This window comes from Acinetobacter sp. Ag2 (assembly GCF_001005515.1).
GTDB lineage: Bacteria > Pseudomonadota > Gammaproteobacteria > Pseudomonadales > Moraxellaceae > Acinetobacter > Acinetobacter bereziniae.
In genome coordinates, this window is record NZ_LBNA01000057.1 from 215,410 (window position 1) to 228,474 (window position 13,065).

Annotated in this window: 12 protein-coding genes; 7 read left to right on the forward strand and 5 right to left on the reverse strand. The window is 39.6% G+C overall.

Annotated features, from left to right (window positions below; genetic code table 11):
- Positions 1–171, reverse strand: a complete 171-nt coding sequence (hemP, locus tag AAV97_RS17935; RefSeq protein WP_004721884.1) for a hemin uptake protein HemP — start codon at positions 169–171, stop codon at positions 1–3.
- Between the two features lie 140 nt (positions 172–311).
- Between hemP and AAV97_RS17940 the strand changes: the two genes are divergently transcribed.
- On the forward strand, positions 312–1,265 hold the full coding sequence (locus tag AAV97_RS17940; RefSeq protein ID WP_046761295.1) for an NUDIX domain-containing protein: 954 nt from the start codon (positions 312–314) through the stop codon (positions 1,263–1,265).
- Positions 1,266–1,706: 441 nt separating this feature from the next.
- Here AAV97_RS17940 and AAV97_RS17945 read toward each other — a convergent pair whose 3' ends face one another.
- Together AAV97_RS17945 and mrcB are read right to left on the reverse strand one after the other, a co-directional pair.
- Complete coding sequence (locus AAV97_RS17945; RefSeq protein ID WP_009586202.1) at positions 1,707–2,291, reverse strand: tetratricopeptide repeat protein; 585 nt, start codon at positions 2,289–2,291, stop codon at positions 1,707–1,709.
- Between the two features lie 53 nt (positions 2,292–2,344).
- Complete coding sequence (gene mrcB / locus AAV97_RS17950; protein WP_004831524.1) at positions 2,345–4,738, reverse strand: penicillin-binding protein 1B; 2,394 nt, start codon at positions 4,736–4,738, stop codon at positions 2,345–2,347.
- Positions 4,739–4,896: 158 nt separating this feature from the next.
- Between mrcB and AAV97_RS17955 the strand changes: the two genes are divergently transcribed.
- The 3 genes from AAV97_RS17955 to AAV97_RS17965 all read left to right on the forward strand — a co-directional run bounded on the left by AAV97_RS17955 (position 4,897) and on the right by AAV97_RS17965 (position 6,742).
- A complete protein-coding gene (locus AAV97_RS17955; RefSeq protein ID WP_004831522.1) occupies positions 4,897–5,835 on the forward strand; it encodes an NAD(+) kinase in 939 nt (312 codons plus the stop codon).
- Between the two features lie 2 nt (positions 5,836–5,837).
- Positions 5,838–6,104: a YeaC family protein gene (locus tag AAV97_RS17960; RefSeq protein ID WP_004831521.1), complete on the forward strand. Its 267-nt coding sequence runs from the start codon at positions 5,838–5,840 to the stop codon at positions 6,102–6,104.
- Positions 6,105–6,295: 191 nt separating this feature from the next.
- On the forward strand, positions 6,296–6,742 hold the full coding sequence (locus AAV97_RS17965) for a hypothetical protein (protein ID WP_004831520.1): 447 nt from the start codon (positions 6,296–6,298) through the stop codon (positions 6,740–6,742).
- Positions 6,743–6,769: 27 nt separating this feature from the next.
- Here the strand turns inward: AAV97_RS17965 and AAV97_RS17970 are convergent, their stop codons facing one another.
- Positions 6,770–7,765: a glycosyl transferase family protein gene (locus AAV97_RS17970; RefSeq protein ID WP_046761296.1), complete on the reverse strand. Its 996-nt coding sequence runs from the start codon at positions 7,763–7,765 to the stop codon at positions 6,770–6,772.
- A gap of 421 nt (positions 7,766–8,186) precedes the next feature.
- Between AAV97_RS17970 and AAV97_RS17975 the strand changes: the two genes are divergently transcribed.
- Entirely contained in the window at positions 8,187–9,533 is a 1,347-nt protein-coding gene (locus AAV97_RS17975) for a dicarboxylate/amino acid:cation symporter (protein ID WP_005030057.1), read from the forward strand.
- A gap of 158 nt (positions 9,534–9,691) precedes the next feature.
- On the opposite strand, the gene prfH is transcribed toward AAV97_RS17975, so the two are convergent.
- Complete coding sequence (prfH, locus tag AAV97_RS17980; protein WP_046761297.1) at positions 9,692–10,282, reverse strand: peptide chain release factor H; 591 nt, start codon at positions 10,280–10,282, stop codon at positions 9,692–9,694.
- A 298-nt stretch (positions 10,283–10,580) separates the two neighbouring features.
- On the opposite strand from prfH, the gene cgtA reads away from it, so the two are divergent.
- Together cgtA and proB are read left to right on the forward strand one after the other, a co-directional pair.
- Positions 10,581–11,795: an Obg family GTPase CgtA gene (gene cgtA / locus AAV97_RS17985; protein WP_046761298.1), complete on the forward strand. Its 1,215-nt coding sequence runs from the start codon at positions 10,581–10,583 to the stop codon at positions 11,793–11,795.
- A 58-nt stretch (positions 11,796–11,853) separates the two neighbouring features.
- Positions 11,854–12,987 (forward strand): glutamate 5-kinase, encoded by a 1,134-nt coding sequence (gene proB, locus AAV97_RS17990; protein ID WP_004831515.1) that lies wholly within the window; start codon positions 11,854–11,856, stop codon positions 12,985–12,987.
- The last annotated feature ends 78 nt before the right edge of the window (positions 12,988–13,065 follow it).

Sequence of the window (13,065 nt, forward strand, 5' to 3'; positions counted from 1 at the left end):
TTATTTAGTCAAAATTAGACGATTATTACGGGTTAAGCGTAAACGATATTCTTCACCAGCATGCATAATGCGAATTTCACGTCCTAATGCAAATAAGTTGTTTGAGTGTAACATTGGAAGAGATTGGTGAGCTTCAGTGTTACGTGTAAATAAGCTAAATGGTGCGTTCATTATTCTGACTCCGAGTGGGGTGTTGTCTAAGTGATTTAAATGATAATCATTATCGAATAGATCTGTCAACGATAATTTTTATCATTTATAAAAAATCTATATTTGCTTACAATTGATTAAAACTTCAGGGCTCTATTTCTATGTCTAAACCCAGTGTTCATGTGGCGATTGCTTTATTACTGTTTCGAGGGAAAGTCCTTGTAGGATGGCGCAACGCTGACCAACATCAAGGCAATAAATATGAGTTTCCAGGAGGGAAGATTGAAGCAGGGGAAACACCTGTTGAAGCATGTCGTCGAGAAATTTTTGAAGAAGTGGGGATTGACATTCAGCAGTGGCATGCTTTTGATGTGATTCATCATGAATATGATGATGTCGAAGTATTTTTGCACTTATTCCATGCCATTGTGAATGAGCAATATTTAGCAGATATTCAAAAACCATGGACATGGTACAGCCGTGATCAACTTTTAGGGCTGAATTTCCCTAAAGCCAATCATTCGATCATTCAGCGTTTATTTTGGAATCATCACATTAAAATTTCTGAGGATTTGAGCGAATTATGTCGAAACAAACAAAGTGTAGTGAATGCTAATACGCTGAATGAAAGTAATCTGAATGAAGCTTCAGCACAACCTCTGTTTTATTATCGCACTGAATTACTCACATCAGCTGTAGAACAAGTCCAGCAGTTAAACCCGCATGATCTATCACGATTGATCATCAATGTTGATATTTGGACACAATTGCCAGAATCTTTGCAGAAAGCTGTGGCTGCTGTGCATTATAAACAACAACAGGTGATGGATTTGCAAATAGGGCAATTGCCATTGGGTGTTCGTTGTATCGCAGCATGTCATGATGTGGTGTCTTTACAACGTGCGCACAGCTTGGGATTCGATGCGGTGATTCTTAGCCCTGTTCTACCAACTACAACACACCCAGATGCACATACTTTGGGATGGGAACAGTTTGCGCAATATGCCAAAAGCAGTGATTTACCTGTATTCGCATTGGGAGGGTTAAGCCCTACTGATTTAAGCATTGCACAACACTATGGTGCTTATGGTATTGCAGGGATTAGCCAGTTTTAACTTGAACTCATACCAAACATCAAAAGTAAGTTAAACCAATCCATATCATTATTGAGAGTTTGTATCGTATAAATAAGGCATTTTCATAGCCTCATATTTTGATAAAAGTTTTGATTGATTTGCGTAGTCGATGCCTGACTTTTTAGAGATGAAAAGTAACAAAAATCTTTCGTTGATCAAAGGGGATATCCATATCACCCTTGACCAACGGTGGCAACCATGCTCCCAGCTACAATAGCAATATGGGGTGAAATTGGCTCGTGAAAAAACAAAATCTATTCTATTTTCAACCTGAATCTTATATAAAATTTTTGGTGAAATACGATACTCGGAAATCTCATCTCCAACTGTTTGAGGCAAGACTCCGCTAAGAACATTGTTTTTTTAATGAGCTAAAGCTGTAGTTGCGTCTAACTCACATTACACTTTTCAACTTTGAACTTAGAGGCTTTGCAGTTGCTTAGATGCTTCTGCAACAGTCTTTTGATTTTTCAATTGTTGTGCTGACTGTAAAATCGTATTCCAAAACACTTTCTTTTGTGCAGTTGTTTGAGCATAACTTAAGCCACGGCGTGCTAAGGACTCAGCGTTTGCATATTGCTTTTTTTGTTGGGCGATTCTCGCCAAATAAGAAAAAACTTCTGCGGATTGTGGGGCTAAACGTTGTGCATGTAAGGCAAAGCGTTCTGCTTCATCCCATTGTTGTTTTTGATAAGCAGTTTGGGCTTGTTGCATCAATTGCTTAAAGGCGGGAATACTTTGCCCATCCTCAAATTTTTGAGTTTGGGCTTTTTGTTGAGGCACGATGACAGTAGGGACTTTTTCACGTTTGATTTCAGGTCGCTCATAAGGTGTAATCTTTACACCATCAGGCGTTGGAACATTATTTTTTTGCTGTGATGTATCTGGCTTTTCGACAGGTTTTGTTGGTGGCTTGGTGTGTTGTGGTGTTGTTTGACAACCAGCTAAAGCCAATATTCCCATTAAACTTATTAGATAAGTGGTCTTGGTCACATTACGATTCATCATTCATTCCTATTCAAAAAGCCATTCCATCTTTACCTACAAAGTGAGAGGATTTAGTTGTTGTAACTCCCACTTGAAATCATACGACCTCTTGAGTCCTGTTCCATACTGTCTTCACTCTCACGAATGTAGTTGTCAATACTATCACCAGACTGTGTTTGCGAAGCGTTTTGTTGTGTATCGGGTACGTATTGTGGGTCCACTTGGTAATGTGGCATACCGCATTCAGTCGCACGATTTGGCACAGTATGACGTAATAGTGGAATATACATTGCACCTTCACAGCCTTGTGCAGACAATTCGCCAGTACGTGAATCAATCCATTGCCATGCAATATCATCTGTTTGACGCAAATTCACAGGTTTTTGACGTAACTGTTTCATCACATTAATCCAGACAGGCAATGCGCCTGATGAACCTGTCAACCCAGTGATTTTATTATTGTCTAATCCGAGCCACACGACAGCTAAGTTGTTACCCGAGTATCCTGCGAACCATGAATCACGAGTATCATTGGTTGTCCCTGATTTACCTGCAAGTTTAAGATCAGCTGGTAAGCTATTGTAAGCCGCTTTACCTGTACCCGATGACATGACTTGCTGTAAACCATAGTTCAATAAGAATGCGGCAGAAGGATCTATGGTTTGCTGAACATTTAAGCCGAAACGCTCTAGAAGACGACCATTTGAATCAACCACAGTACGAATGGCTTTAGTAGGATATTTAAATCCACCCGTTGCAAAGTTGCCATAAATACTCATCACTTCCATCGGTGACATATCAACTGCTCCGAGGAAAATCGATGGATAATTCGGGATTTTCGAGGTCACGCCAAATTTAGTCAGATTATTGCTAAATGTTGAGATACCAAATTCATTACCCAGACGAACAGCTGACAGGTTATATGAGTTAGCAAGTGCTTGTGCTAAAGGAACATAACCATGACCAGAACCACTATAGTTTTTCGGTGTCCACGATTGGTTGCCATTGACAGGTAAACTAATCGGCGCATCTTCGATTTGAGATGCCCAGTTGTATCGCCCTGACTCCAAAGCGCTTAAATAGATCACAGGTTTGAGCAAAGAACCTACTTGACGCTTGGCATCAACTGTACGGTTAAAACCAGTAAAGTCTTGTGTAGAACCTACAGCAGCAATCAATTCACCATTCTCAGGGCGCGTGACTAAAACAGCACCCTGTAAGTCTTTTAAACGTGATGGATTGGCATTGGCTAATCGAGTCACAGTATCTCTAAAGCTATTTTGAACTTTGGTTTGCGCAATTGGATCGAGTGTTGTGAAGATTCTCAAACCTTGATTGGTTAGGTCAGACTCTTGATATTCTGTTTTAAGTTGACGACGTACAATATCGAGAAAGTCTGGGAACTTCGCGGTTCCTAGCGTTGGTTTACGTACAACATTCAATGGGCGCGAAATTTCTTTTTCATATTGTGCTTGATCTAAGTAGCCCATCACCAACATATTGTTCAAGACAATATCTCGACGCTTTTTTGCCCCTTCAGGATTTTTCCAAGGATTAAATAGGGTAGGTCCTTGTACCAAACCAACTAAATAAGCCTGCTGTGAAATATTTAGTTCACTGAGTGGTAATCCAAAATAGAACTGTGAAGCTAAACCATAACCATTGACCGAATAATTCCCGCTTTGCCCCAAGTTTACTTCATTTAAATAGGCTTCAAGAATTTCATCTTTACTATAATGAAGCTCCAATAAAAGAGACATGAGTGCTTCATTGACTTTACGTTTCAATGTTTTTTCAGGGGTTAAGAAAAAGTTCTTCACCAATTGTTGAGTGAGTGTTGAACCACCTTGACGCTTTCCGCCTGTCACGTTACTGACCAGCGCACGTGCGGTACCACGGAAAGATATCCCGTGATGACGATAAAAGTTACGATCTTCGGTTGCAATTAATGCTTCGATCAAAGGTTTTGGAACCTTGTTGAGTTTAATCAGTACACGGTCTTCATTATGTTGCGGATAGATTCCACCAATCAACATCGGTTCTAAACGTGCAATTCCTGTATTGGTTGGCTTGGTGGCTTTGACATCAGAAACAGTATCTCCAGCAAAGGTCACTTGTAAAACTTGTTCTGGGTCAACGCTGTCGCCAAAGTCGAAGCCTCGTGTATGAACATAGACAGAATTGGGTTGGCTGATATATGTTCCAGACTTGGTATAACTGTCACTGTTTTTATAACCCAACAGTTTAAGCTCTTGTTCAAATTCTGTTTGTGCAATAGGCGCAGTTGCATATATTTCTAATGGTCGCGCAAATACTTTCGCAGGAATGTCCCAGCGGTTTCCTTCGAACTTGTCCCGAATAACATTGTCGAGTCGAATTAAGTAGATACTAAATGCAAAAAATGCTGCAATGACCAATACACAAAAAATCAGTGCAATCAAGCCTATACCACGTTCGTTCTTCATATACAGATAATAAAACCCAATTTATTTTCGCTAATCATGCGAAGCTTTTCTTAAATTTGCAATAATAAATCTGTGAAATACACAAATTTAAAGCCTTTTTGGGTATTCTTGTTATTTTTCGTTGATGAATGATTTTATAAACATATTCTGAAAGTGCTATGATATCTCAGAATTTCAGTGGAGCTAAAGCACCTGTGCAGATTTCACCAAAGACCTTTCGTAACATTGGTTTGATTGGAAGACCAGATAAATCTTCTGTGGTTGATACGCTTTGCCTTATACACGATCATTTATTGAGTTTAGGTTTACATCCGGTTTTTGATACCGCAACAGCAGAACTTGTCCCCTATACCAATACTCAAACTGTCAGTAAGAATTTACTCGGTGAGGTTGTAGATTTAGTCATTGTTGTTGGTGGCGATGGCTCCTTATTACATGCAGCACGTGCATTGGTGAAATATAATATTCCCGTATTAGGTGTCAACCGTGGTCGACTGGGCTTTTTAACGGATATTAAACCAACTGAAGTGATTTTTAAGCTCGACCAAGTCTTAAAAGGTGAATTTCAACTTGATCGCCGTTTCTTACTTGAAATTGAAATTCGCAGTAAAAATGAAACGATTTATGATGCAATTGCATTGAATGATGTGGTGCTACATTCAGGTAAGTCTGTACATATGATCGATTTCGAACTGAATATTGATGGGCAATATGTTTATCGTCAGCACAGTGATGGTTTAATTGTATCTACGCCCACAGGTTCGACAGCATATGCATTATCGGGTGGGGGACCGATTCTCCATCCAAGTATGGATGCGATTGCTTTGGTTCCGATGCATCCACATACCTTGTCTTCGCGTCCAATCGTTGTGGGTGGGCAGAGTGAAATTAAGATACTGATCCGTGAAAACCGTGTATTGCCGATGGTGAGTGCCGATGGACAACACAGTGTTTCATTAAATGTTGGCGATAGTTTGCATATTCGCAAACATCCATTCAAACTAATACTTTTACATCCGCCAGGTTATGACTTCTATATGGCTTGTCGTACTAAACTTGGTTGGAATCAAGATTTTGATTCTTTTCAGCGGGATTGACCATGAATATTGAACAGATGCTTTCTATTTTAGATGCTGATATCGTTGAACGATTAAAAACAGCAGTAGAAATTGGGAAATGGCCAAATGGTGTGGCACTGACTGCTGAGCAGCGTCAAACTTGTATGCAAGCGGTAATCGCTTGGGAACATCAAAATGTTCCTGAAAAAGAACGTACGGGTTATATTGATAAAGGTCATAAAGAAGAGGGTGAGGAATGTGACTCACATGTTCCTGAACCAGAATTTAAACCAATTCGTTTTATCTAACTGTGTAAAAAACCTTTGAACCATAAAGTAGCCTTACTTTATGGTTCAAATACTCAATAAAAAAACAATAATATTTTAGCTGCTGCAATGATGATGGTATAAAACGGTCTATATGTTAAAAATCAGAAATATGTAAAAAGGCGACAAAGATATTCAGGAAGATAAAAATTCTTAAAAATATAGAGGTTAAAGTGCTACAGCTGCTCAAAACAATAAAGCTTGTTCATCTCAGTCTAATCTTCATCTCTGCAATTTCCACCAGCTCATTCGCTGAACGAACAAGTGGCGCAAGTCCTATTCAATGCTTATTAGATGTGACTGTGATTGCAAGTCAAAATTTCCAAACGCCAGTCACACAATATACATCAATTAAAAATGATGGTTATCCGATGCTATTAATTGGTATAAAAATTGATAATGCTTATACAGCTGACTCTTCAAAAAAAATAAAAACGCACCATTTATATTGTTCAAAGCTGATTGGTCAGCAAAAAGATGCATATTTATCTGGACCACATATACAGAATAAAAACGTGATCCAAATCGGTGATCAGTTGCAACTCCTCAATATTCATTCTTCAGGGAAAAGTTATCCTTATTGGTCTGATTTTTATTTTATACAAAAGCGTGATCATTGATCATCACGCTTTAGTAGAAACTTCAATTTAGAAACGTGTGTTCCAAAGATGTTGAGCTTTACTCATGGATTCAGGGTAGTTATTTACAATACCCATGGTATATAAAGCAATCCCCATCGTTTCGGTAACGGCAATCTCGCCATAGTCATGTGTTTGTTGACCTTCCCAAACAGCTTTAAACACAGACAGATCCAGTTGTTCTTCTATTGGACTACGATTATCCGTTAATTTTGGTAATTCATATTCATAGAGTTCACCATCTTGGATACCACAAATCAGCGTTTTCGCGTCAGGGTTTCGCTCAAACTCGCCACCTTCACCTTTAATCACTGCGCTATTTTGATAACCCAGTTGAAAAGCTGCCTGTTGATGCGAGCTACGATAAGCAGGGTGAAAAATAGCTTGCATGGTGGCTTTGGCATTGAACGGGTTAATCAGGCGAGCAAGAGTATGTATTGGAGAGCGTAATCCCATGACATTTCTGAGATTGATCAAATCCGCTAAAATTGGCGAGATTACATCCAAAGGCAAATAAGCAAAATTTTGAGTTTCTAACTGTTGCTTGACTTCAGTTTCATTTTGGCAAATTGGAAATCCTAAATACGCTAAAACTTGTTCGGTATAAACACGATTCATGGTATGCCCAGCAGCGCCGTGCATGACGATCTTATAACCGTGTTTAGCCAGTGTCAGAGCTGCCAACAAAAACCATGGATAATGTTTGCGTTTCCCTGCATAAGATGACCAGTCTAAATCCACAGAAAGTGCTTGGAAGTTCAATTGGTCTTTGGTCGCTTGGACAAAGCCAGTGAGTTCATCTACAGATTCTTCTTTAACACGAAGTAGCATCAAGAAAGCACCCAGTTGTACATCAAGCACTTCGTTTTTTAAGATCATCGAAAAAGCTTGATAAGCTTCATCATAAGTTAATGATCGTGCACCATTTTTTCCTTTACCAATGATTCGCACAAACTGCGCAAAAGGATGTTCAAAGTCTTTATAAAGATTGCGTTTGGTATTCATATGGATGCAGTCATAAGCCGAAGAAACAGTGCAGTACACTATGCCATAAATGAATTGAAAGGGTATAGATCTAAGTGGTATTAGACTAAGGTCTAAGCAAAAAATGGACAGATGTTAGCCAAAATTCACATTTACATAGAGATTGATGCTCAAAAATTAATTAAAATAAGCTTGAATAGTGTTTTATTTTTCATCTCCTGTTCTACATTTATTCTGATTTGCATATGGGCAATACAGAGTAAATCTTAAACATCGTCATTTGTTGTCTTTGTTTTGGAAAACGGCTGTTTTCTGAACGGATTTTTATTTTCTAAAAATCTATTTTCTTGATGTTTTCATCAGAATTTTTGCCTGTGTCAGCAAATGGTCGCATTAATATTGGATATTTCTTCGAACAGAAATATAGAAAGAAGTAATTATCATGGCTAAGAAACCGCTGTATAAATCACTCTATTTTCAAGTGATTGTTGCCATTATTTTGGGTGTGATCGTCGGTCACTACTTCCCAAGTGGTACACAATTGATCAATGGTGTAGAAAAGAATATTCCAGGTTTGGGTGAGCAACTTAAACCCTTAGGTGATGCTTTTATTAAGCTCATTAAAATGATTATCGCACCTGTGATTTTCTGTACCGTGGTCAGTGGTATTGCCGGTATGGAAAGCATGAAATCGGTCGGTAAGACGGGTGGTATTGCGCTGTTGTATTTTGAGATTGTGTCCACGATTGCCTTAATCATCGGTTTGGTGGTGATCAATATTGCTAAACCTGGTGTAGGGATGAATATTGATCCTGCTACATTGGATACTTCTGGTATCAGCAAATATGTGGAATCGGGTGCATCACAATCCACCGTTGATTTCTTTATGCACATTATTCCTAATACGGTTGTCGGTGCATTTGCTGAAGGCGAAATTCTACAAGTTCTTTTATTTGCATTACTGTTTGGCTTTGCTTTACATAAGTTAGGAGATGCAGGTAAACCTGTTCTAAGATTGATTGATCAAATTTCGCATGTGTTCTTTAACATCGTGAATATGATTATGAAACTTGCGCCAATCGGTGCCTTTGGTGCGATGGCATTTACCATCGGTAAGTATGGCATTGGTAGCTTAGCGCAACTTGCACAGCTAATTCTTTGTTTCTATATCACCTGTTTGTTGTTCATTTTCATTATTTTAGGTTCGATCAGTCGTTTCTGCGGATTTAGTATTTTAAAAATGATCCGTATGATTCGTGAAGAGTTATTGATTGTATTGGGTACATCATCTTCTGAATCCGTATTGCCTCGAATGTTGAAAAAACTTGAAATTGCTGGCTGTGAAAAGTCTGTGGTTGGCTTGGTCATTCCAACAGGTTATTCATTTAACCTTGATGGTACCTCTATTTATTTGACTATGGCGGCAATCTTTATTGCACAAGCAACCAATACTCAACTGGATATTTGGCATGAGATTACGTTACTTGCGGTCTTGTTGATTTCGTCGAAAGGTGCAGCAGGTGTAACTGGTTCAGGCTTTATTGTGATGGCAGCAACTTTGGCAGCGGTTGGTAACATTCCTGTTGCTGGTCTGGCTTTGATTTTAGGTATTGACCGTTTTATGTCTGAAGCACGTGCATTGACTAACTTGGTGGGTAACTCTTTGGCAACCATCGTTGTTGCAAAATGGGTGGGTAAGCTTGATGTTGAAAAACTCAATGATGCTTTGAACAATCCTGAAGAAGTTGATCGTAAGATGCTTGAGGAAAAAACTGAAGTACATGCTTAAGTTTTTAAAAGTATTCAATGAAAGTATTAAAGGAAGCTAAGGCTTCCTTTTTTAATGTCTGTGTTGAAGCATCCTTCATTTCTTATAAAATTTAAATTCAAACTAATGTTAGGCATTCACGCTACTCAGATTTAACGACAACATGTGTGATATCAGCTTTATCTTTTAAAGCTTTTTACTGCATTACCTCGCTCAATCAACGTGTGTTGTAAATGTTGAGCGTGTTTCTGATGGGCTTGTTGGCTCTCCATCTGTTGTTGTAATTTGAGTGCAATTAACTCTTTTGCTAAACGCTTATTGGCATGTTGACTGCGTTCAGACATAACTTTAACGCTGATTCCTGTGGCAGTATGGGTTGCATGAATAGCGGAGTCAGTGGTGTTGACGTGTTGCCCGCCAGCACCAGATGCCCGACAGGCTTGGAAAATAATCGTATCATCCGCAGGAAGTTGCGTAGGGCTTTGAAATTGGCTAATGCCAACAAACCAATTTTTACGTTTGTGATGTGGACGAATTGGACTTTGAAACGTCCATTGAATGGTTCCTAACCAAGAGTTCAGCCAATTTTGGTGGCTGTCATTAATATTACAGATCACGGATGAATAGCCGTGCGGAGTAGTATTACTTTCTATCACTTCGAATTGAATTTTTTGCTTTTGGGCTTCTTTTTGCATTTCTTGCAAAGTGTATTTAACTGCAAGTTCACATTCTGCGGGTCCAAGCGCAGCACTGATTTGGACAATAGACAATATAGAGCATCCTTTAGATCAAACATTTGATCAAAATAAAAAGTATTGATTTAAAAAAAGTAAATTTATAAATTTACGACTATGTTTTTTTGTTAGTGAGACATAGACATTTTTTAGCTTGCCTATTATAAAAAAATATCTGACTGAAAAACAATCAAAATATCAGCAAAGGCAGTTTTATTGGATGAATTATAAAAAATGTTTAACAAAATTCATGCTTAGTTGAATAATACTATTCGAGAAATTTTTCAAAATATGGCAGAATATGCGGTTTTAAAGATTTTAGAGGATTGGCAGCATGCGCTTTGTTGATGAAGCAGTCATTACCGTAGAGGCTGGCGACGGTGGCAATGGCGTAGCCAGTTTTCGCCGTGAAAAATTTGTACCATTTGGTGGTCCAGATGGTGGGGATGGTGGTCGTGGTGGCAGCGTATATATTCAAGCTGACGACGATACCAGTACCTTAGTCGATTATCGTTATACCCGTAAATTTCGCGCTGAACGTGGTAAAAACGGTGCTGGCGCAAACTGTGCTGGTCGTGGTGGTGAATCAGTTGTTCTGAAAGTTCCTGTGGGAACCACCATTGTAGATACAGAGTCTGGCGATATTATTGGTGACCTTGTTGAAGATGGTCAAAAAGTTTTAGTTGCACACGGTGGTGATGGTGGTTTGGGCAATACCCATTTTAAATCATCGACCAACCGTTCTCCACGTAAATGTACACATGGGATCAAAGGTGAGTATCGTGAGATTCGCCTTGAGCTTAAAGTTCTCGCTGATGTCGGTTTATTGGGGATGCCGAATGCAGGTAAATCAACCTTTATTCGTGCTGTTTCCGCAGCAAAACCTAAAGTAGCGGATTACCCATTTACCACGATGGTTCCCAACTTAGGTGTGGTTGATGCGGATCGTCATCGTTCATTTGTAATGGCGGATATTCCTGGGCTGATTGAAGGCGCTGCTGAAGGTGCTGGTCTCGGTATTCGTTTCCTTAAACATTTGGCGCGAACGCGTATTCTTTTGCATATTGTTGATGTGCAACCGATTGATGGTTCAGACCCGGCATACAATGCCAAAGCCATTATGGAAGAATTGAAAAAATTCTCGCCAACTTTGGCTCAATTACCGATTGTGCTTGTTTTAAACAAACTTGATCAATTAAATGATGATACTCAAGAAGAATGGTGTAATCATATTCTTGAAGAATTACAATGGGATGGTCCTGTATTCAAAACTTCAGGCTTGCTTGAAGAGGGAACAAAACCAGTTGTGTATTACCTCATGGATCAAATCGAACAACAACATGAGTTGGAAGAAGAAGATCCAGAGTATGCAGCGAAAATGAAAGCATTCCGTGATCAGCTTGAAGCTGAAACACGTGAACAAACGATTGCTGCAAAAGAAGCTTATCGTGAAATGCGCCGTCAACAACGTCTTGCTGGTATTTTGGGTGATGACGATGAAGACGACGATGGTGACGATGGCGAAATGGAAGTGTACTACGTGCGCTAATTTCTAAAGATATCCAAATATTCGGGTATCCGCTTAGAAAAGAAAGACCGAGGATAAGATGATAGAAGTGGTAGATGGGCAACGTCAGCTCAAGGCTTTAAAACGTATCGTTGTTAAAATCGGATCATCTTTACTCACAGCAAATGGGCAAGGTTTAGATTTGGATGCAATTTCGCATTGGGCGAAACAAATTGCAGATCTACACAATGCCGGACATGAGATTATTCTGGTGTCTTCTGGTGCTGTGGCTGAAGGGATGGTTCGCATGAAGCTAGAGAATCGACCCACCGATCTACCCAGTCTACAAGCTTGTGCTGCCATTGGGCAAATGGGCTTAATCCATACTTGGTCAAGTGTATTAGAGAAACATTCGATCCAAACAGCACAAGTCTTGTTAACACATGATGACCTTGCAGATCGTCGCCGTTACTTAAACTCATGTGATGCCTTGCAGAATCTAATTGATTGGAAGGTAATTCCTGTCATTAATGAAAATGACACGGTATCCACCGACGAAATTCGTTTTGGTGACAATGACACGCTTGCTGCTATGGTTGCGGGTCAAGTGCATGCAGATTTACTGATTATTTTGACTGATCAGCAAGGCATGTTTGATTCAGACCCACGCTCCAATCCCAATGCAAAATTGTTCCATACCGTTCGCGCAATGGATGAAACTTTATTTGATATGGCTGGCGGTGGCGGTAAGTTTGGTCGTGGTGGTATGTTGACCAAAGTTCGTGCTGCTCGTTTGGCAGCGAAGTCAGGCTGTCCAACGCTCATCGCAAGTGGTGAGAGTGACCATGTATTGGCGCGTTTAATGGCGGGTGAATTACTGGGTACACTGTTTATCACCGATGATGATCGTCTAACAGCTCATCAACAGTGGCTTGCTGCGCATTTACAAACAGCAGGGCGTTTGGTGCTGGATGATGGTGCTGTTAAAGCCATTAAAGAAAATCACCGTAGTTTGTTGCCTGTTGGTGTAAAAGCGGTTGAAGGGCATTTTGAGCGTGGTGATGTGGTTGAGTGTGTCGACCAACATGGTCATCGAGTTGCGGTTGGGCGAGTAAATTTCAGTTCCCGTTCTGCTGAAATTGTTAAAGGTCTGGCTTCTGACAAGGTATACCAAGTATTAGGTGAAGCACGTTCTTTAGAAATGATACACCGTAACCATATGTCGATTTATTGATTTCTAAAGTTTTACAGATAAGACCTCGCTAAGGCGAGGTTTTTATTTGGGTATTAATTGTATTAGTTCAGATCTGAT